This is a genomic window from Xanthomonas hyacinthi, assembly GCF_009769165.1.
In the GTDB taxonomy this organism is placed as follows: domain Bacteria; phylum Pseudomonadota; class Gammaproteobacteria; order Xanthomonadales; family Xanthomonadaceae; genus Xanthomonas_A; species Xanthomonas_A hyacinthi.
Window position 1 is genome coordinate 3,345,960 of the sequence record NZ_CP043476.1, and the last position, 18,155, is coordinate 3,364,114.

General features: G+C 67.4%; 18 protein-coding genes, 1 tRNA gene, 1 other RNA gene and 2 pseudogenes. 15 read left to right on the plus strand and 7 right to left on the minus strand.

The annotated features are described in order from the left end of the window. Position 1 precedes the first annotated feature (1 nt). The gene (locus tag FZ025_RS14765) at positions 2–430 is read left to right on the plus strand and encodes a molybdenum cofactor biosynthesis protein MoaE (RefSeq protein WP_046980215.1); all 429 of its coding nucleotides are present in this window, start codon (positions 2–4) and stop codon (positions 428–430) included. Positions 431–528: 98 nt separating this feature from the next. On the opposite strand, the gene ffs is transcribed toward FZ025_RS14765, so the two are convergent. Continuing rightward, positions 529–625, minus strand: an RNA gene (gene ffs / locus FZ025_RS14770) — signal recognition particle sRNA small type. Positions 626–1,024: 399 nt separating this feature from the next. After that, positions 1,025–2,125, minus strand: coding sequence for an NAD(P)/FAD-dependent oxidoreductase (locus FZ025_RS14775; RefSeq protein ID WP_046980214.1), 1,101 nt, complete (start codon positions 2,123–2,125; stop codon positions 1,025–1,027). Positions 2,126–2,332: 207 nt separating this feature from the next. Between FZ025_RS14775 and FZ025_RS14780 the strand changes: the two genes are divergently transcribed. Genes FZ025_RS14780 through FZ025_RS14805 form a run of 6 tightly spaced genes read left to right on the plus strand, consistent with a single transcriptional unit; the run spans position 2,333 to position 8,320 of the window. Further along, a complete protein-coding gene (locus FZ025_RS14780; RefSeq protein ID WP_244292381.1) occupies positions 2,333–3,565 on the plus strand; it encodes a CgeB family protein in 1,233 nt (410 codons plus the stop codon). Next, the gene (gene rfbF, locus FZ025_RS14785; RefSeq protein ID WP_046980223.1) at positions 3,562–4,335 is read left to right on the plus strand and encodes a glucose-1-phosphate cytidylyltransferase; all 774 of its coding nucleotides are present in this window, start codon (positions 3,562–3,564) and stop codon (positions 4,333–4,335) included. The genes FZ025_RS14780 and rfbF overlap by 4 nt, the downstream gene beginning before the upstream one ends. A 1-nt stretch (position 4,336) precedes the next feature. Next, positions 4,337–5,383 (plus strand): NAD-dependent epimerase/dehydratase family protein, encoded by a 1,047-nt coding sequence (locus FZ025_RS14790; protein ID WP_046980213.1) that lies wholly within the window; start codon positions 4,337–4,339, stop codon positions 5,381–5,383. Next, positions 5,380–5,964 carry a dTDP-4-dehydrorhamnose 3,5-epimerase gene (gene rfbC, locus FZ025_RS14795; protein ID WP_046980212.1) on the plus strand — a complete coding sequence of 195 codons (585 nt, stop codon included), beginning with the start codon at positions 5,380–5,382 and terminating at the stop codon, positions 5,962–5,964. Before FZ025_RS14790 ends, rfbC begins: the two co-directional genes overlap by 4 nt. After that, positions 5,961–7,262, plus strand: coding sequence for an NAD(P)H-dependent oxidoreductase (locus tag FZ025_RS14800; protein WP_046980211.1), 1,302 nt, complete (start codon positions 5,961–5,963; stop codon positions 7,260–7,262). Before rfbC ends, FZ025_RS14800 begins: the two co-directional genes overlap by 4 nt. A 14-nt stretch (positions 7,263–7,276) precedes the next feature. Further along, positions 7,277–8,320, plus strand: a complete 1,044-nt coding sequence (locus tag FZ025_RS14805) for an acyltransferase family protein (RefSeq protein ID WP_046980210.1) — start codon at positions 7,277–7,279, stop codon at positions 8,318–8,320. 16 nt (positions 8,321–8,336) lie between these two features. On the opposite strand, the gene FZ025_RS14810 is transcribed toward FZ025_RS14805, so the two are convergent. Then, the gene (locus tag FZ025_RS14810; RefSeq protein ID WP_158185576.1) at positions 8,337–8,489 is read right to left on the minus strand and encodes a hypothetical protein; all 153 of its coding nucleotides are present in this window, start codon (positions 8,487–8,489) and stop codon (positions 8,337–8,339) included. Then, positions 8,486–8,725, minus strand: a pseudogene (locus FZ025_RS22440) (nuclear transport factor 2 family protein); the annotation flags it as partial. The pseudogene FZ025_RS22440 and the gene FZ025_RS14810, both read right to left, overlap by 4 nt. A gap of 140 nt (positions 8,726–8,865) precedes the next feature. Between FZ025_RS22440 and FZ025_RS14820 the strand changes: the two are divergent. After that, positions 8,866–9,234, plus strand: coding sequence for a hypothetical protein (locus FZ025_RS14820; RefSeq protein WP_158185577.1), 369 nt, complete (start codon positions 8,866–8,868; stop codon positions 9,232–9,234). Positions 9,235–9,389: 155 nt separating this feature from the next. Here the strand turns inward: FZ025_RS14820 and FZ025_RS14825 are convergent, their stop codons facing one another. Then, entirely contained in the window at positions 9,390–10,508 is a 1,119-nt protein-coding gene (locus tag FZ025_RS14825; RefSeq protein ID WP_104558735.1) for an ISL3 family transposase, read from the minus strand. A 187-nt stretch (positions 10,509–10,695) separates the two neighbouring features. Here FZ025_RS14825 and FZ025_RS14830 point away from each other — a divergent pair, with 187 nt between their 5' ends. The 3 genes from FZ025_RS14830 to FZ025_RS14840 all read left to right on the plus strand — a co-directional run bounded on the left by FZ025_RS14830 (position 10,696) and on the right by FZ025_RS14840 (position 12,609). Then, entirely contained in the window at positions 10,696–11,376 is a 681-nt protein-coding gene (locus FZ025_RS14830; protein ID WP_053057298.1) for a hypothetical protein, read from the plus strand. 569 nt (positions 11,377–11,945) lie between these two features. Beyond that, positions 11,946–12,248 (plus strand): type II toxin-antitoxin system HigB family toxin, encoded by a 303-nt coding sequence (locus FZ025_RS14835; RefSeq protein WP_046980209.1) that lies wholly within the window; start codon positions 11,946–11,948, stop codon positions 12,246–12,248. Between the two features lies 1 nt (position 12,249). After that, entirely contained in the window at positions 12,250–12,609 is a 360-nt protein-coding gene (locus FZ025_RS14840; protein WP_046980208.1) for a helix-turn-helix domain-containing protein, read from the plus strand. A gap of 152 nt (positions 12,610–12,761) precedes the next feature. Here FZ025_RS14840 and FZ025_RS14845 read toward each other — a convergent pair. Next, positions 12,762–14,296, minus strand: a pseudogene (locus tag FZ025_RS14845) (DUF6538 domain-containing protein). Between the two features lie 86 nt (positions 14,297–14,382). After that, positions 14,383–14,475, minus strand: a tRNA-Ser gene (locus tag FZ025_RS14850). A 239-nt stretch (positions 14,476–14,714) separates the two neighbouring features. Between FZ025_RS14850 and dnaX the strand changes: the two genes are divergently transcribed. The 4 genes from dnaX to FZ025_RS14870 all read left to right on the plus strand — a co-directional run bounded on the left by dnaX (position 14,715) and on the right by FZ025_RS14870 (position 18,045). Then, entirely contained in the window at positions 14,715–16,589 is a 1,875-nt protein-coding gene (dnaX, locus tag FZ025_RS14855) for a DNA polymerase III subunit gamma/tau (protein WP_104558736.1), read from the plus strand. A gap of 6 nt (positions 16,590–16,595) precedes the next feature. Then, the gene (locus tag FZ025_RS14860) at positions 16,596–16,916 is read left to right on the plus strand and encodes a YbaB/EbfC family nucleoid-associated protein (RefSeq protein WP_003479775.1); all 321 of its coding nucleotides are present in this window, start codon (positions 16,596–16,598) and stop codon (positions 16,914–16,916) included. A gap of 97 nt (positions 16,917–17,013) precedes the next feature. Beyond that, the gene (recR, locus tag FZ025_RS14865; protein ID WP_046981589.1) at positions 17,014–17,625 is read left to right on the plus strand and encodes a recombination mediator RecR; all 612 of its coding nucleotides are present in this window, start codon (positions 17,014–17,016) and stop codon (positions 17,623–17,625) included. 72 nt (positions 17,626–17,697) lie between these two features. Next, positions 17,698–18,045: a histidine triad nucleotide-binding protein gene (locus tag FZ025_RS14870; RefSeq protein ID WP_046981588.1), complete on the plus strand. Its 348-nt coding sequence runs from the start codon at positions 17,698–17,700 to the stop codon at positions 18,043–18,045. The last annotated feature ends 110 nt before the right edge of the window (positions 18,046–18,155 follow it).

Below are 18,155 nucleotides of genomic sequence, written 5' to 3' on the forward strand. Positions count from 1 at the left end.
GATGTCCCTCATCCACCGTTTCCATCTCGCCGACAGCGCCCTGGACATCGCCGCGCTGCGCGCGCCGCTGGCGCATGCGCAGGCCGGCGCCTACGCCAGTTTCGAAGGCTGGGTGCGCGACCACAACGACGGCCGCGCGGTCGACGGCCTGTGCTACGACGCCTACGCTGCGCTGGCCGAGGCCGAAGGCCGGCGCATCGCCGACGAGGCGATGGTTCGCTTCGACATCCTCGACCTGCGCTGCGTGCACCGCATCGGCGAGCTGGCGATCGGCGAGCTGGCGGTGTGGGTCGGCGTGGTCGCGGCGCACCGCGACGCCGCCTTCGGCGCCTGCCGCTACGTGATCGACCAGGTCAAGGCGCGGGTGCCGATCTGGAAACATGAGCGCTATCGCGAAGGCGACGCCGGCTGGCTGCATCCGCAGGCGTAGCAGCGCGGCCGGGCGAACCATCGCAAGCGCGTAGCGCGCCGAGCAGCCACGGCTGCCGATCCTGCCCATGCGGCCGTGCTTTGAAGAGTAGGGTGGCGACCCCGCCGGCTGACCTCGGCGCCCGCGTCGATCGATACCGTTGCTGCCTTCCGGCCCTGGCGGAGTTTTCGACCTAGCGTCGCGAGGGGCCGACGGGGCCACCATAGAGACGAAACACACCGCGCCGAACAGCGCGGCCTTCCCTTCGAATCGAATCCGCCGCTGGTTGCGGAAGATGTCTGCGAGGGAATCGCAAGGATCCGGTGGAGCGCGCACAGCCATCGGATCGGCCGGCGCTTCCTACACGCACCAGGCATCTGGCCTGCTGGTGTCCGCGCATTGTAGACGGTCGCCGCAGTGGGCCGCTAGTGCCGGCAAGCACATCGGCGCAGCGATGCCGTCGCAATGGCAGCGACTTTGCTGCCGCAGTGATGGCCCACGGGTTGCCGGTGTTCCTCGCAGCCATTGCGCCAGGTGCGACGGCATCGCTTGCGCAGGTTCGCAGGTTCGCTCATGGCCGCAGGCAGGAACCGCCATGCCTGCTGTCGACCGGGGCTAACCGCGCGCGAGTTCCGCAACCGCGTGTTCGGCGATCGCCAGGCAGGACGTGAGCCCGGGCGATTCGATGCCGAACAGGTTGACCAGTCCGGCCAGGCCATGTACGCGGGCGCCATCGATGCGGAAATCGGCGGGGCGTTGGCCCGGGCCAGCGATCTTGGGCCGGATGCCGCAATAGGCCGGACTCAGTGCGCCGTCTGCCAGCGCAGGCCAGTAGCGCCTGATTTCCGTGTACAGCGCAGGGGTGGCAGGCGCGGCGCGGTAATCCGGCGCCTGGATCCACTCGACGTCCGGACCAAAGCGGGCATTGCCGGCCAGATCCAGGGTCAGGTGCACGCCGAGTCCGCCCGGGCTGGGCAGCGGATAGACCAGGCGCTGGAACGGCACCGACCCGCGCAGTGCGTAGTAGTTGCCCTTGGCCAGGAACGCGCCGGGCACGTGCGCGGGGTCCAGGCCACGGATCCGCTGCGCGAGCGGCACCGCGCCATGCCCGGCGGCGTTGACCAGCGCGTGCGTGCGGAAGCGGGTTCGCTCGCCTGCGTGCAGGTAGTCGACCTGGAAGCCGTTGCTCAGCACCCGCACCTCGTCGACGCTGGCGCGCAATGCGAGCATGGCGCCGGCCGCCTCGGCATCGCGCCACAGCGATTGCATCAGGGCGTGGCTGTCCACGATGCCGGTCTCCGGCGAATGCAGGGCGGCGGCGCAGCGCAGCTCGGGCTCGATCTGCCGCGCTCGCTCCTGCGGCAGCCATTGCAGGCCGTCCACGCCGTTGCTCAGCGCCTGTTGCCATAGCGCGCGCAGCGCGTCGGTCTGGGCGGCGTCGGCCACGATCAACTTGCCGCACTTGCGGTGGGCGACGGCGTTGCGCGCGCAGTAGTCGTACAGCAGCATCCTGCCGCGCACGCATAGCGCGGCCTTCAGAGAACCGCGCGGGGAATAGATGCCGGCGTGGACGACTTCGCTGCTGCGCGAGCTGGTGCCGGTTCCGATCGCCGCCTCGCTTTCCAGCACGCACACCTCCCGTCCGGCCAGCGCCAATTGCCGGGCAATGGCCAGGCCCACGACGCCTGCGCCCACGATGGTGTAGTCAATTTTCATCGCGCTCCGCTACTTGCCTGCAAATCTTGCATGAATGTCTCACTTTCACGTGATGTTAACGTATTCGACGGGATATTTTCAGACGCAGTGCGCGGTATTGGAGGTCCCAGGGGAACTCCAGCCTATACACACTCAAGGGGAGGCGACCTCTACCCACCTGCGGCCGGTGCGGCGCAGTCCGGAGGTCGTGCGCCGAGGACACAGCGGATGACGACGCGGTCGGTGGTGACGGCCTCGAACTACGAGGCTTGGCCTGAAGCGTTCAACGGTCAGGCGTTTGCGTTTCTCAACGTGATTCGGCAGCTCGAAGACACCGATATCCGCGTGCCTGCCGCGCTGGCGCATACGACGGGCAGGGGCGTGCATCCGACCCTGCGCTATCTGCACAAGGAACTGCTCCATCGCCTGTCCAGCGCGGCATGGACGTGCCTCGGCGGCGCCCCGCTGGCGAATGCGGCGCCGTCGCCGATCGAGCGCGACCACGACCTGTTCTTCTACATGTGCCAGTTCCCCGCCGAGCTGGGAACGCTGAGCGCATTGCACAACTGGCGCCGGCGTTCGCACTGCGCCGTCGCCTACCTGCTGGAGACCTGGCCCGAACTGCTGGCTTCGCAGCGTAGCCAGCTCAAGGTGCTGAACGACTTCGACCATGTGTTCCTGCTCAACGCCAGTTGCGTGGAGCCGATGCGCGAACTGATCCGCACCCCGGTGAGCTTTCTTCCCAGTGCGTGCGACACGCTGCTGGCCACGCCGCTGCCGCGGCCGCCGGAACGCTGCATCGACGTGCTCAGCCTCGGCCGGCGCTCGGCGTCGGTGCATGACAAGTTGCTGCAGCACGCCGCGCAGCATCCGGAGTTCTTCTACGTGCACGATGCGGTCAAGGGCGGCGCGGTGCTGGACTGGCCGGCGCACCGCCTGCAGTCCGCAGCGATGATCAAGCGCACCGAATTCTTCCTGGCGTTCGACTTCGACGTGGACAGGAGCGGGCACTTCAAGGGCGTGCGCAAGCGCGCGCTGGCCACGCGTTACTTCGAAGGTGCGGCGGGGGGGCGCGCTGGTGCTGGGTTCGCGGCAGCAGTGCGCGGAATTCGACGAGTGCTTCGACTGGCAGGACGCGGTGTTCGAGCTGCCGGCCGGATGCGACCGGGTCGGCGAGTTCGTCGGCGAGCTTGCCACCCAGTACCGGCGTCTGGAGCGCGCCAGGCTCACGGGCATGTCCCAGACCCTGCGCCGACACGACTGGGCGCATCGCTGGGCCACGATCCTCGACACCGTGGGCATGCGCTCCACCGACCGCTTGCACGAGCGGCTGGACACGCTCGGCGGGCTGGCGCGGATCGCCGAGCAGGCGCTGCAGCCGGAAACCGAAGCGATGGGACTGATCGCTTGAAATGCACCCGCCGGCCTGCGCCGGCAACGAACGGGGAAACGGACAAATGAAGGCGGTGATCCTGGCCGGTGGACTCGGCACGCGTATCTCGGAAGAAACCTCGGTGCGCCCCAAGCCGATGGTGGAGATCGGCGGCAAACCGATCCTGTGGCACATCATGAAGATCTATGCCCACCATGGCATCACCGATTTCATCGTCTGCCTGGGCTATCGCGGCGACGTGATCAAGCGCTTCTTCCTCAACTACCACTATATGGAATCGGACGTCACCTGCGACCTGTCCAACAACACGATCGCACTGCACAACATGCGCGCCGAGCCGTGGCGGGTGACCCTGATCGACACCGGCGCCAAGAGCATGACCGGCGGGCGCCTGCGCCAGGTGCGCGCGCATCTGCAAGGGGAGGACGCGTTCTGCATGACCTATGGCGACGGCGTGGCCGACGTCGACATCGGCGCCTGCATCCGCCTGCATGCGCGCGAAGGCCGGCTGGCCACCGTCACCGCCGTGCAGCCGCCCGGGCGCTTCGGCGCGCTGCGCGTGGAGGGCGCGCAGGTGACCGGCTTCCGCGAGAAGGCGGTGGACGGCGACGGATTGATCAACGGCGGCTTCTTCGTGCTGCATCCGCGGGTGATCGGTACGATCGACGACGACACCACGCCGTGGGAAAGCACGCCGCTGGAGCGGCTGGTCGAGGCCGGGCAGTTGAGCGTGTACCGCCACGACGGGTTCTGGCAGCCGATGGACACGCTGCGTGACCGCAACTACCTCGAAGAACTTTGGGCGACTGAACGCGCGCCGTGGCGCGTATGGGAGTGACATGCGAATCCTGATTACCGGCAACATGGGCTACGTGGGCCCGCTCGTGGTGGCGCAACTGCGCCGGCGCTACCCGCAGGCGCAGCTGGTCGGCGTGGACCGCGGCTGGTTCGCGCATTGCCTGACCGAGCCGCTGCGGTTGCCGGAGGTGCTGCTGGACCAGCAGTGGTTCGGCGACGTGCGCGACCTGACCGCCGAGCAGCTGCGTGGATTCGATGCGGTGGTGCACCTGGCGGCGATCTCCAACGATGCGATGGGCAACCGCTTCGAGCAGGTCACCGACGCGATCAACCACCGCGCCAGCGTGCAGCTCGCGCGCGCCGCGTCGGAGGCGGGTGTGCGCCATTTCGTGTTCGCCTCCAGCTGCAGCGTATACGGCGCCGCCGCCGACGGCACGCCGCGCGACGAGCACAGCGCGCTGGCGCCGCTGACCGCCTACGCGCGCTCCAAGATCGACACCGAACGCGCGCTGGCCGGCCTGCACACCGACATGGTGGTGACCTGTCTGCGCTTCGCCACCGCGTGCGGCGCCTCGCCGCGGCTGCGCCTGGATCTGGTGCTCAACGATTTCGTCGCCAGCGCGCTGGTCCATGGGCGGGTCGACGTGCTTTCCGACGGCACCCCGTGGCGCCCGTTGATCCATGTCCGCGACATGGCGCGCGCGATCGAGTGGGCGCTGTCGCGCGAGCCGGAGCGCGGCGGGCGCTACCTGGCGGTGAATGCCGGTTCGGCCGGCTGGAACGTGCGCATCCGCGATCTGGCCGAGGCGGTCGGCGCGGCCATCCCGGGCGTGGAGGTGCGCATCGCCGATCAGGCGCCGCTGGATGCGCGCTCGTATCGGGTCGATTTTTCGTTCTACGAGCGGCTGGCGCCCGCGCATCAGCCGGCCGAGTCGCTGGGCGCGGCGATCGCCGAGATCTACGCACTGCTCGCCCGGCTGGGCTTCGACGATCCGGATTTCCGCAGTTCGCGCCTGGTCAGGCTGCGGGTGCTGCAGGCGCTGGTGGACTCGAACGCGCTCACCGACCAACTGAGGATCGCCGCATGATCTTCCATTCCACGCCGCTGCGCGGCGCCGCAGTGATCGAGCCGGAGCGCCGCGGCGACGAGCGCGGCTGGTTCTCGCGGCTGTTCTGCGAGCGGGAGATGCGCGATGCCGGGCTGCAGCAGCGCTTCGTGCAGATGAACAATTCCAGCAGCGCCGACGCCGGCACGCTGCGCGGCCTGCACTACCAGCTGCCGCCATCGGCCGAGGCCAAGACGGTGCGCTGCATCCGCGGCGCGTTCTGGGACGTGATCGTGGACCTGCGCCCGGACTCGGATACGTACAGGCAATGGTACGGGCTGGAACTCACTCCCGAGAACGGCCTGGCGCTTTACGTGCCGGAGGGTTTCGCCCACGGCTTCATCACCTTGAAGGCCGCAAGCGAAGCGCTGTATCTGTCCAGCGCCTTCTACGACCCGGCCTGCGAGCGCGGCCTGCGCTGGGACGACCCGGCCATCGGCATCCAGTGGCCGATCGCGCCCGAGACCGTCTCGGCCAAGGATGCGGGCTGGCCGGACTTCGATCCCGCCTTTCATGGCGTTGCGCAATTGCGCGGCATCGGCGCGGGCCGGGCGGCGGCATGAAGATCGACCGCCTGCTGCAGGAACGCGCCGCGCATCGCCAGCCACTGCGCGTGGGCCTGTATGGCGCCGGCTTCATGGCCCGCGGCCTGATCAATCAGATCGCCAATTCCGTGCCGGGCATGCGCGTGGTCGCGGTGTGCAACCGCAACGTGGACAAGGCGCAGCGTGCGCTGCGCGAAGCCGGGCTGGAATCGCGCCAGGTGGATTCGGCCGCGGCGCTGGAGCGCTGCATCCGCGCGGGCGAGCCGGCGGTGACCGACGATCCGGCCCTGCTGTACGCATGCGCGCTGCTGGACTGCCTGGTCGACGCGACCGGCGCAGTGGAATACGGCGCGGCGTTGACGCTCGGCGCGATCGAGAACGGACGCGACGTGGTCAGCATGAACGCCGAACTCGATGCCACCGTCGGGCCGTTGCTCAAGCGCAAGGCCGACGCCGCCGGGGTGATCTTCAGCGGCTGCGACGGCGACCAGCCCGGCGTGCAGATGAATCTGTACCGCTTCGTGCGCTCGATCGGCCTGACGCCGCTGCTGTGCGGCAACATCAAGGGCCTGCAGGATCCCTATCGCACGCCGACCACGCAGGCGGCGTTCGCGGCCAAGTGGGGCCAGGACCCGCACATGGTCACCAGCTTCGCCGACGGCACCAAGATCAGCTTCGAGCAGGCGATCGTCGCCAACGCGACCGGCATGTCGATCCTGCAGCGCGGCATGCGCGGGCTGGACCACCGCGAGCACGTGGACCGGCTGGTGGAGCGGTTCGATGCACAGGAACTGAAGGCGGTGGGCGGCGCGGTCGACTACGTGGTCGGCGCCGCGCCGGGCCCGGGCGTGTTCGTCCTGGCCAGCCACGAGGATCCCAAACAGCGGCACTACCTCAACCTGTACAAGCTCGGCGAAGGGCCGCTGTACAGCTTCTACACGCCCTACCACCTGTGCCACTTCGAAGTGCCGCTGTCGGTGGCGCGGGTGGCGTTGCTGCGCGACCCGGTGTTGCAGGCCCTGGCCGGCCCGCGGGTGGAAGTCGTGGCCACCGCCAAGCGCGATCTGAAGCAGGGCGAGGTCATCGATGGCCTTGGCGGCTACATGAGCTATGGGCAATGCGAGACGGCGGACGTGGTCGCCGAGGCGCGGCTGCTGCCGATGGGTGTGGCCGAAGGCTGCACCCTGCTGCGCGACGTCGGCAAGGACGAGGCGCTCGCATACGCCGACGTGCGCCTGCCACCGGGACGTTTGCTCGATGCGCTGCGGGAAGAGCAGTACGCCGCGTTCGGACGTGGTCGGCCGGTCGCGGCATGAAGGATTGAGACAGCATGGCGAACGCGCCGCGTCCGACCCTGGGAGTGCTGCAGGGCGGACGCGCGCTGGCGGCATTGGCGGTCGCGCTGAGCCATTCGCTGCTGCCGACCGAGCACTTCATCGGGCCGATGCCCGATGCGTTGACCGAAATGCTCGCGTTCGGCTACCTGGGCGTGGACTTCTTCTTCGTCCTTTCCGGTTTCATCATCCACTACGTCAATGCCGACCGCGCCGCACGGCCCGGCTGGAGCTGGCGCTATGCCGAAAGCCGCCTGACCCGCATCTACGTCCCGTATTGGCCGGTGGGGCTGGGGCTGGCGGCGCTGTATACGCTGCATCCGGACGATGGGCCCGGCTACGATTGGTCGTGGCCGGCGACGCTGTCGCTGCTGCCGATCGGCGGACAGGCGGCGCTGGGCGTGGCGTGGACGCTGGCGTTCGAACTCGCCTTCTACCTGCTGGCGTGGGTGTTCTACCGCTTCGGGCGGCCACTGCTGCTGGGGTCGGCGTGGGCGCTGGCGGTCGCGGCGAACGCGCTGTTCGGCGCGCCGTTCGAGCGGCCGCTGGACCTGTCCGTCCGCTCGCTGCTGCTGAACCCGATCAACCTCGAGTTCGTGTTCGGCATGGCGGCGGCAACCGCAGCGCAGGCGCGGCGATGCCCGCCCTGGCTGTGCGCGTTATGCGCGCTGGCGGCGCTGAGCGTGTTCGCGGCGCTGGGGCTGCAGCGCCAGCAGTCGCCGTGGTTCGGCCTGGCCGCCGCGTGCGCGATGGCGGGCCTGGTGCAGATGGAGTGGCAGGGCCGGCTGCGGGTGCCGCGCTGGCTGGTAGCGCTCGGCGACGCGTCCTACGCCATCTACCTGATCCATATGCCGCTGCTCTCGCTCAGCTCGCGTGCCACCGCGCAGCTTGGGCCGCTGGCGCTGTATCTGGTCAACCTCGCCATCGGGTTGATCGCAGTGGCAGCCGCAGGCCTGGCCTATCACGACCTGGTCGAGCGTCGCGCGCTGTCGCTGGCGCGGCATGCGCTGGAACGGCTGGCCGTGGCGGTTCGCCGCTAGCGCGGGTCGACACCGGTCAGCGCGCCGCTGCATTGCGCTCGATCCGCCGGCGTTTGCGCCAGGTCAGGTCCCTGCTCGGCTCGATCGCCTGCGCGGCCACGGTGGCCGCGAGCAGAGCCGCTGCGGCAAGCCTCGCCCGCCGGCGTGCCGCATTCGGTTCGCCGCTCATCGTTCGCCTCCGCCCGCGGGCGCCGGAATGCGGCGGAGCACGTCGTCATGAGGGGCGTGATCGAGGAACGCGTTGACCTCGACGGCCTTGCCGCCGGCCATGTGGAGGATTCAGACATAGCGGTTGCGGTAGGGGCGGCCGTCACCGGCGACGGCTTCGCCTTCCCAGTGGATGATGACGTGATCGCCGTCGGCCGACAGCGGACGCACCGGCGTGCGCAAGCGGCTGACGAACGGCGACGACAGCCCTTCCCAGTTCAGCCGCGACTATTCGCGCATCTTCGGCACCCCGCCGGCCAAGCACGCGAAACTCCTGCGCGCGTCGCGATCGCCGAGCATGGATGCAGACGGCGACCGTACGCCAGTCCCCGGCATAGATGCTCGGGCGCGTCGCGTTGGGCGAAGCGAAGCGCGCGAGCTACCAGCAGCAGCTTACCGGCGCAGCTCCGGTGGAACTGGAAAGCGCCGCCGCCCTCGCCATTTCTTCGGGCGGTGGCGACCGTCGTCGACCGTATGCCGCTGAATCGCCGTTCGTTCTCCGTCGTCGCGTTGGCCGAACGCCTGCGGGGCGAACAGTTCCGCGACGTGAAGGGAAGCTACAAGGCGCTATCCTCGCCGAGCGGAAGGCCCGCGCCGCCGACAACCAATTCGTGCGCGGCAAGGGCGAGGCTCTCGTGAACCTCTCCAACACGCTGGCGAGGCCGCTGGGAGCTATTCGCTTCTGTAGCCAAAATGATGGTAGCTAACCCGCTTGGGTAAACCGTGTTCGGCTCGAACAGAGTTTTCTGAAGGTTCGCGTGACTGAGAGTACTTGTATTTTCCTAGTTCTACTGTGTTATGAACAAATTTAATCTCTGGTACTGTTGCAAGATCTTCACGTCCAATTGAAGGTCTTCGCGGATCATTGTGGGTGAAGTCGGGCGTTTTCGGGTAGTGGCGGCAGGAAGCTGGCGATGATCTTGAGCTTGAGATACTCCTCATCGCGGTAGCCATAGGCGCTGCGCTGGATGACCCGGATCTTGTTGTTCAGTCCTTCTACCAGGCCGAGGCTGACCTTGTGGTCTGGATGACAGTACGAGGCAATGCCCTCCCAGTGCCGCTCGATCATCCGCACGAACGTCTGGTACGGCGCCAGTCGTTGCCAGCGCAGGCTCTGCTTCCAACGCTCGAAGAACGCCCGGGCGCCGCGCTCGGTGCGGTAGCTCCACAACTGGCCGAACGATTCCTTCAGCAGATACGCGGTGTTCAGCCGCTTGTTGGCCGCCAGCAGCTTCCTGAGCGCTTGGCGGCCGTCCAGGCTGAGGTTCTCGCGGTTGGACAGCAGGGTGTAGCGCTGGCCCTTGATGTAGCTGCGGTCCTGACCCTGCAGGCGCTTGTACTCGTCTCGCCTAACCTGGTCGAGCGCGTCGGACAGGTGACGCATGATGTGGAACTTGTCGAACACGATGGCGGCATTGGGCGCGTTCTTGTTCACCGAGGTCCGGAACGGGCGCCACATGTCCATCGCCGCCAGTTCGATCCGGGCGCTCTTGTTCGGCCCGGGTTCGGCGAAGAACTGATCGATGTCGGCCTCGGTGCGACCGCTGCCGCCGAACCAGATCGGTCGGCCCCGCTCCAGGTCGCTGACCACCACCCGGTAGTCGTGGCCCTTGTGGATCGCGATTTCGTCGATGCCGATGGCGCGGGGCGCCGGCATCCCGGCCCGGCGCACCTGCTCGGCCATGTACAGCTTGGACAAGTCCTTGACCGTACTGTCGTGCAGGCGCTCCAATTCGGCCACCGCCTTGTTGGTCATGCTCCGGCACAGATTGCCTACCTGCAGGGCGAAGCGCCCGGTGTAGCGCGAATTCTTCGCCAGCCAGTCCAGCCGCTCTACGTGCACGCCGCCGCACCCGGGGCACTTGACCCGCCAGCGCTCGAACTCCACGTGCAGGATCCAGCCAGCCACACGCAGGTCGCGGGCACGGCACAGGCGTTGGTCGTAGCGGCTGCGGCAGCGATGGCCACAGTTCGAGCACACCGCCGTTTTTTTCGGCGCCGCAAGATCACGATCCGGGCCTTCGGATCGCCAAACACGCCCTTGAGCGTGGCTGCCGCCACGAAGCCCGGGAAGGCGAGCGGTACCCGTGCCCGGTGGGCACAGCCAAGCGCAGGCGCAGCGGGAGCGTCGGCGTCGATCGCTAGCAACGAAGACCCCACTGACGCCGGTGCCGGGGCTGGAAATCTATGGGCTGAGCGGAGTCCGGCCGTCCAGCGTGCTCGGCAAAGGCCAAAGCAGCGAGACGGAGAAGGCCCCACCGCCGTCCATCGCGCAACTCTTGGCCGATGCGACGCGCGACCTGGCCGAAATCCTTGCCCTCCGTTCGGAGCTCGCCCTGGCCGCGACGAAGCGGCTGCTCCAGCAGCTGACGACCTGGGCAGCGCATGGGGAAAGCGCGGGCCTCCGCCGCGACCTCACCGGCTTGGTCCAGGGCCTGGAGCGGTTGAAACGCCGGTTGACCCGGTTCGCGCAGCGGGTCGCCGCGGTGGGCCGAGCGGAGCGGCTCTTCCACCTAGCGGAGCAATCGTGGGAACAGTTCGATGCTGCCCACCCGAACAGCGGGGATGCGGGAGCCCCCGAGGAGTGGACGCGGCGGCGAGCCGTGCGCCTGGCCGCCCTGCGCAAGCGCATCGTGGAACTGCGAGGTGCGCGGGCGGCGGCCTCGAAGGAAGCAGAAGTGGCGTGCGAGGCCGAGGTCAACACAGCCAGCGAACAGCTCGAGCAGTGGAGCAAGCAGGCCTCGGCTCGCTACGGCGATCCGACTGAGGCGAATGCGCTTCCGTTGCCCGCGCTGCGGCCATCACCGAGCCCAGTGCTGGCACCCAGGCCCCGTCGGCCGAGGTCCTGACGCAAGAAAGCCCCGCATTGCGGGGCTTCTTCGAGAGGGTTGGCGATCTCAGTGGAGGGTTGGTTTCCTGCGGCCAGGGCCCGGGGGAAGCGGGGCATCCTTCCTGGCACGCGCGGCACGCCACTGGCGCACGTCCTGGAAGTTCGGTGGAAGGAGGGTGCGATCAACCACGGCGCGTCGAACCTGGATGCCGGGCGAAGGGTAGGTGGCCGGCTTGTGGATCCTTCGCTTTGCCCGCCTCGCATCTGCTCGGCGACCATGTCCAACCAGTGCCGGATGTCATCCAGGCGCTCGGGGAGGCCTCGGGTTGGGTGGTGTTGTATCAGGTGGGCAAGCAGGCAATTGGCAATGTGGAGTTGGGTTTCTGCGGGCATAAGTAGCCTTGGACGGATGGGGGTGCCCGTATCAAAGCGCGTATTCAAAAATGTGCAAGAGTGGTCACTGAGCGGTGTTTCACAAATATGAATTTTAGCTAAGCAATAAGGTGTGCCAATATTCGGCGATGCCAGAAAGGCGCATCCCCCAAGCTGCTTGCTTGACAAGTCCCAAAATGGGACTATGATTGCGACATGAGAGTCATCGCCATTGCCACACTCAGGGACTACTGGGAGGCGAACCCGCCGGCCGAACAACCCTTGAAGGCGTGGTATGACGAGGCGAAGGCGGCCACTTGGAAGTCGCCGCAGGACATCAAGAACGCCTATCGAAATGCAAGCTTCGTTGCTAATAACCGAGTGGTGTTCAACATCAAGGGCAATGACTACCGTCTGATCGTGGCGGTGGCTTACCAAGGCGGCATTGTTTACGTGAAGTTTATCGGCACGCATGCCGAATACAATCAGATAGACGCCGCAACCATAGAGGTTGACTGACATGAACATCTCCCCCATCCGCACCCCCACTGATTACAAGGCTGCACTGAAGTCGATCTCCAAGCTTGTGGAGGCTGACCCCGCGCCCGATAGCCCGGAAGGTGAATACTTGGACGTGATGGCCACGCTCATCGAGGCGTATGAGGCCAAGCAGTTCCCCATAGACGCGCCGGATCCGATCCAGGCAATCAAGTTCAGGATGGAGCAGGCTGGACTTGAGCCGAAAGATCTTACCGCATCGATTGGCAAGCCAAACCGTGTGTATGAGGTGCTTAACGGGAAGCGCGGCTTGTCCATTGAGATGATCCGTAACCTTCGCAAGAACCTTGGCATCCCCGCAGAAAGTTTGATTGGCGCCTAATCCTTGAACCCCGCTTCGGCGGGGTTTTCTTTACGACTATTGGCGCCGAACGAAGTGACAATCTGCCAAGCGTCCCTCCACGATACAGGTAAGGACGTTGTCGCAATCCACCAGCACGGCGACGAGCGCATCGTGCGAGAGTCCTGCGGCGCTCATGCGGGTTGCTTCCTTGGCTTGGATGGTTTCTTGCTCGGGGGTGGTTCTTTGAGCAAGGGGAGGAGTGCGGTGAGACCGAGGCCGTAGGCCAGCACCGAGAGCCCAGGTGACACGCCCCCCAGGCCATCGAGCTTCTCCTTGGCGGTGAAGGCCCGGCTGTAAGTGACGTGGTGCTCATCGTCCAGCTCATGGCCGACGAGCTGAGCCCGCAACTCCGAAACCACGCCCGCGCCCTGCAACTCTTGGATCAGGGTTTTGCGCAACGAGTGGAAGCCGCGCTTGGCCTTGGGCCAGTTCTTGCCCACCTCGGCCAGGTGTCGGCTAAAGGCCTTGGAGATCCAGTTGCCCTGGCCGTTCTTGGCGTCCGCTTTGGCCGCCGGGAACAAGCGGTCCTGGCCTTCGGCTCGCGCTCGCTCGACCCAGGCCAGGAAGCCCGGGGTGAGCAGGTCGGGGTGGACCGGCACGGTCCGAAGGCTAACTTCGGTCTTCACCTTTTGATGCTCGCCTTCGTCCGAAATCTGGATGCAGGGGATGCCGCCGTCCTCGACCACGTCGGAGGTCAGCAGTTGGCCTACCTCAGAAGCACGGGCGCCGGTATACAGACCAATGAGGGAGGCCCACCGTGCAGCCAGGGGCAGGGCCTCGAAGGCGGCCGGCGCAAACAGAGCTTGGACCTGGTGGGCGTCGTAGGCCTTGAAGCCGAACTTCCGCCGGGTCCGCTTCTCGCGGGTGGAGTAGCTCACGTGCCCGGAAGCGGGGTTGTCGCCACGGGGGTAGTGGCCGGAGGCTTGGGCCCATTCGAAAAGCCCGCCCTTGCCGCCGATGTAGCTCTGCTTGTTCGTGAGCGTCGGCGTTGAAGCGCCTTTTTCCCGCATGTCCTGATACCAGCGCGCCAGGTCCGAGCGGGTGACCGTGTGCAGCTTGGTCTTCTCGCCCAAGAAACTGGTCAGCAATTCGACAGCGGTCCGCTTGATGGTCCAGGTCTTGGGCAGGGTGCTGCCCTTGAGGCTGGTCAGCCAGGCGTCGCGGGCCTTGCCCAGCGTGATCGATTCGATGGCGGGCTTGGTCGTCCGCCTTGGCGTAGGGAGGGGAGGGACCTGCTGACGAATCAGCTCCCCCAGCGCGCTGGGCTGGGGCGCAGTGAGATCCATGATTTGCTGGTAGAGCGTGACGTCCTCTGGGGTGTCGATCTGCCATTGCTCGGTGATCGACCCGTCTGCCGAACGCGTCCGGTTCAGCGTGAGCTCCTGCGGACGTTCGGTGCCGGTCAGGCGCGCGAGGAGCGCGTCCAAGTCGTCGTCCCGGGTTTGCATGCGTCGTTCCCTCAACACAGTGAAGGCTTGAGCATAGCGGGCGGCCAGAATCAGCGCGCGCAACCTTGCCTCCCGCATATCGCATATCGCATGTCGTAAGTGTGCAGGGTGCGCTTGAAGGTCTGGCGACCCAGGAGGGGCTGCAAATCAACCGGAACACGCTGGCGATACGACCAGAGTCCAGAGGGGGCTCGAACGAGATGATGAGGAATGCGCATTAGGAGTCGTGTATCCCGCCTTGCGCAGCTGCAGCCAGTTTTTACGCTAACAAAAAACCCCTGATTTCTCAGGGGTTTGCGTAATCTGGCGGAGAGAGGGGGATTCGAACCCCCGAAGCGCGGTTTAGACGCTTACACACTTTCCAGGCGTGCTCCTTCAACCACTCGGACACCTCTCCGGGCCTGCCGGCGCGAGGTAGCCGACGGCAGGGGCGGGATTCTAGCCGTCGCGGGCGCCGTTAACAAGGCGAGCGGTCTGCGCCGGCGGGGACTGGCCGCCACGGGCCCGTTGCCGATTGCGGAAAAGCGCCGGGCCGGCGCCGTCCGGCCCGTGGCGACGGGCCGGCCGCCGCTGCCGCTGAACGATCGACGTGGCGCGGCGTGGCACAATGGCGGTTCAGATGAAGACGGTTGCCTGATGTCCTATCTCGTTCTCGCCCGCAAGTGGCGCCCCAAGCGGTTTGCCGAGCTGGTGGGGCAGGAGCACGTGGTCCGCGCGCTCAGCAATGCGCTGGACAGCGGGCGCGTGCACCATGCGTTCCTGTTCACCGGCACCCGCGGCGTCGGCAAGACCACCATCGCGCGGATCTTCGCCAAGTCGCTGAACTGCGAGCAGGGCACCAGCGCCGATCCGTGCGGGCAGTGCCCGGCGTGCCTGGACATCGACGCCGGCCGCTACATCGACCTGCTGGAGATCGACGCCGCGTCCAATACCGGCGTGGACGACGTGCGCGAGGTGATCGAGAACGCGCAGTACATGCCCTCGCGCGGCAAGTACAAGGTGTACCTGATCGACGAGGTGCACATGCTGTCCAAGGCGGCGTTCAATGCGCTGCTGAAGACGCTGGAAGAGCCGCCGGAGCACGTCAAGTTCCTGCTCGCCACCACCGACCCGCAGAAGCTGCCGGTGACGGTGCTGTCGCGCTGCCTGCAGTTCAACCTCAAGCGCCTGGACGAGGAGCAGATCCAGGGGCAGATGACCAGGATCCTGGCCGCCGAGCAGATCGAGGTGGATGCCTCGGCGATCGTGCAGCTGGCCAAGGCCGCCGACGGCAGCCTGCGCGACGGCCTGTCGCTGCTCGACCAGGCCATCGCCTACGCCGGCGGCGCGCTGCGCGACGACGTGGTGCGGGCGATGCTGGGCACGGTCGATCGCACCCAGGTCGGGGCCATGCTCGAGGCGCTGGCCGATGGCGACGGGCAGCGCTTGCTGCAGGTGGTCGCCGCGCTGGCCGAGTTCTCGCCGGACTGGGGCGGGGTGCTGGAAGCGCTGGCCGAGGCGCTGCACCGGATCCAGGTGCGGCAGCTGGTGCCGGGCGCGGTGGTGGCCGGCCTCGACGGCCTGGACCCGGCGCCGTTCGCCGAGCGCCTGCGTCCGGAAATCGTGCAGCTGTGGTACCAGATGGCCTTGAACGGCCGCCGCGACCTGTACCTGGCGCCGAGTCCGCGCGCCGGCTTCGAGATGGCGGTGCTGCGCATGCTGGCGTTCCGCCCGGCAGGCGCCGCGCCGTTGCCGGCCGCGTCCGGGTCGGGTACGACGACGGAAGGCCGCGCGCCTGCGGCGCCCGTGGCCGCGGCCCCTGCCGCCGCTGCGGCCAGCGTCGCCGCGCCGTCCGTCGCCGCGATGCCCGCGCCCGCCGCACCGATGATGGCACCAGCGCCGACAGCGGCTGCGGTCGCAGCGAAGCCGACACCGGCGCCCGCACCGGTCGCGGCGCCCGCCGTGCTCGACCCGCCGTGGGAAACCGCGGCGCCGGCACCTGCGCAGGCACCACCGCCATTGGCGAACACGGCGCCGGCCGCGTCAGCATCCGCACCCTCGCCCGAGCCGGAAATGGCGATGGTGCCGCCGCTGGCCGCCGCTGAGCGCACGCCTCCTGAACACGCCGCGCCGCGCGTGCTGCATGCGGCCGAGGACTGGCTGGAACTGGTCGCCGATTGCGGCCTGACCGGGCCGTCGCGGCAGCTCGCCGCCAACGCGGCCTTCGTCAGCCACGCCGACGGCGTGCTGCGGCTGTCGCTGTCGCCGGGCTTCGAATACCTGCAGTCCGAGCGCTCGCTCGGCGAACTGGCCGCGGCGCTGGCCGACGCGCTGGGCAGCCGGCCGAAGATCGTGATCGAAAGCGGCATCGCGGTCGATGCCGAGACCCTGCACGAGCGCTCGCACCGGCAACGCGGCGAGCGCCAGAGCGCGGCCGAAACCGCGTTCCTGCACGACCCGGCGGTGCAAGCGCTGATCCAGCAGCAAGGCGCGCGGGTCGTCCCCGATTCCATCCGCCCTTACCAAGAGTAATCAAGCATGCGTGGGAACATCGCCCAATTGATGCAGCAGGCGCAGAAGATGCAGGAAAACCTGCAGCGCGCCCAGGAAGAACTGGCCCAGCTGGAAGTCACCGGCAGCGCCGGCGGCGGCATGGTCAGCGTGACCCTGACCGGCGCCAAGGAATGCCGCAAGGTGCGGATCGATCCGAGCATCCTCTCCGACCAGGAGATGGCCGAGGATCTGATCGCCGCCGCCTTCAACGATGCGTCCAACAAGATCGATGCCGAATCCAAGTCGCGGATGGGCGCGGCCACGGCCGGCATGCCGATTCCGCCGGGGATGAAGTTGCCGTTCTGAGAGGTCGGGATTCGGGAATCGGGATTGGGGATTCGCAAAGGCAAGCGCGAAGCCACTGCTTCCCAATCCCGAATCCCGACGTCCGAATCCCGAATTCATGTCTTCCCTGCTCGAACAACTGATCGACGCCTTTCGCGTGTTGCCGGGGGTAGGCCAGAAGACCGCGCAGCGGATGGCCTACCACGTGCTCGAGCGCGAGCGCGAAGGTGGGCTGCGCTTGGCGAACGTGCTGGCCGAGGCGGTGGAGAAGGTCGGCCACTGCGCGCAATGCCGCGATTTCAGCGAGACCGAACTCTGCGCGATCTGCGCCAGCGCCAGCCGCGACCGCCAGCAACTGTGCGCGGTCGAATCGCCGGCCGATCGCCTGGCGATCGAGCACGCCACCGGCTACCGCGGGCTGTATTTCATCCTGCAGGGGCGGCTATCGCCGCTGGACGGGGTCGGGCCGCGCGAACTCGGCCTGGATCGGCTCGGGACGCGGCTGGCACAGGGCGAGATCGCCGAGTTGATCATCGCCACCAATTCCACCGTCGAGGGCGAGGCCACCGCGCACTATCTGGCGCAGCTGGCGCGCCGCCACGGGGTGCGCCCGAGCCGGCTGGCGCAGGGCCTGCCGCTGGGCGGGGAGCTGGAGTACGTGGATCGCGGCACGCTGTCGCATGCGTTCGGCAGCCGCAACGAGGTCCCGCGCGGCGGCGCAGGCGAGTAGCGGCGCGGCAGTGCCTGCACGCTGCCGAATTGGGCTATAACGACTGCCCCTTTCCGCTTTGCGACCCGGCCCATGGACACCATCTTCGGCAAGATCATCCGCCGCGAAATTCCCGCCAGCATCGTTTACGAGGACGACGACGTGCTCGGCTTCAAGGACATCGCGCCGCAGGCGCCGGTGCACGTGCTGTTCATTCCCAAGCAGGTGGAGATTCCCACCCTCGACGACCTGGCGCCGGACCAGGCGACGCTGGTCGGCAGGCTGGTGCTGGCCGCGGCCGCCTATGCGCGCGAACAGGGCCTGGCCGAGGACGGCTACCGGGTGGTGATGAACTGCCGCGAGCATGCCGGGCAGACCGTGTTCCATCTGCACCTGCACCTGCTGGCCGGTGCGCCGCTGGGCCGCTTCGGCACGCCCTGAGTCCGCCGCTGGCCGGCGCATGCGGACGATTTTCCGCGGCGCTACCGGTCAAATGGAAAACGCCGCTTTTCAGCGGCGTTTTCTTCTCCATCATGGCACAACGCTTGCCA

Coding starts and splice junctions, on each gene's coding strand:
- FZ025_RS14780 (WP_244292381.1), top strand. CDS start 2,333: ATGACGACGCGGTCGGTGGTGACGGCCTCGAACTACGAGGCTTGGCCT.
- recR (WP_046981589.1), top strand. CDS start 17,014: ATGTCTTCCCTGCTCGAACAACTGATCGACGCCTTTCGCGTGTTGCCG.
- FZ025_RS14800 (WP_046980211.1), top strand. CDS start 5,961: ATGAAGATCGACCGCCTGCTGCAGGAACGCGCCGCGCATCGCCAGCCA.
- FZ025_RS14790 (WP_046980213.1), top strand. CDS start 4,337: ATGCGAATCCTGATTACCGGCAACATGGGCTACGTGGGCCCGCTCGTG.
- FZ025_RS14820 (WP_158185577.1), top strand. CDS start 8,866: ATGCTCGGGCGCGTCGCGTTGGGCGAAGCGAAGCGCGCGAGCTACCAG.
- rfbF (WP_046980223.1), top strand. CDS start 3,562: ATGAAGGCGGTGATCCTGGCCGGTGGACTCGGCACGCGTATCTCGGAA.
- FZ025_RS14775 (WP_046980214.1), bottom strand. CDS start 2,125: ATGAAAATTGACTACACCATCGTGGGCGCAGGCGTCGTGGGCCTGGCC.
- rfbC (WP_046980212.1), top strand. CDS start 5,380: ATGATCTTCCATTCCACGCCGCTGCGCGGCGCCGCAGTGATCGAGCCG.
- FZ025_RS14870 (WP_046981588.1), top strand. CDS start 17,698: ATGGACACCATCTTCGGCAAGATCATCCGCCGCGAAATTCCCGCCAGC.
- FZ025_RS14860 (WP_003479775.1), top strand. CDS start 16,596: ATGCGTGGGAACATCGCCCAATTGATGCAGCAGGCGCAGAAGATGCAG.
- FZ025_RS14840 (WP_046980208.1), top strand. CDS start 12,250: ATGAACATCTCCCCCATCCGCACCCCCACTGATTACAAGGCTGCACTG.
- FZ025_RS14810 (WP_158185576.1), bottom strand. CDS start 8,489: ATGAGCGGCGAACCGAATGCGGCACGCCGGCGGGCGAGGCTTGCCGCA.
- FZ025_RS14765 (WP_046980215.1), top strand. CDS start 2: ATGTCCCTCATCCACCGTTTCCATCTCGCCGACAGCGCCCTGGACATC.
- dnaX (WP_104558736.1), top strand. CDS start 14,715: ATGTCCTATCTCGTTCTCGCCCGCAAGTGGCGCCCCAAGCGGTTTGCC.
- FZ025_RS14805 (WP_046980210.1), top strand. CDS start 7,277: ATGGCGAACGCGCCGCGTCCGACCCTGGGAGTGCTGCAGGGCGGACGC.
- FZ025_RS14835 (WP_046980209.1), top strand. CDS start 11,946: ATGAGAGTCATCGCCATTGCCACACTCAGGGACTACTGGGAGGCGAAC.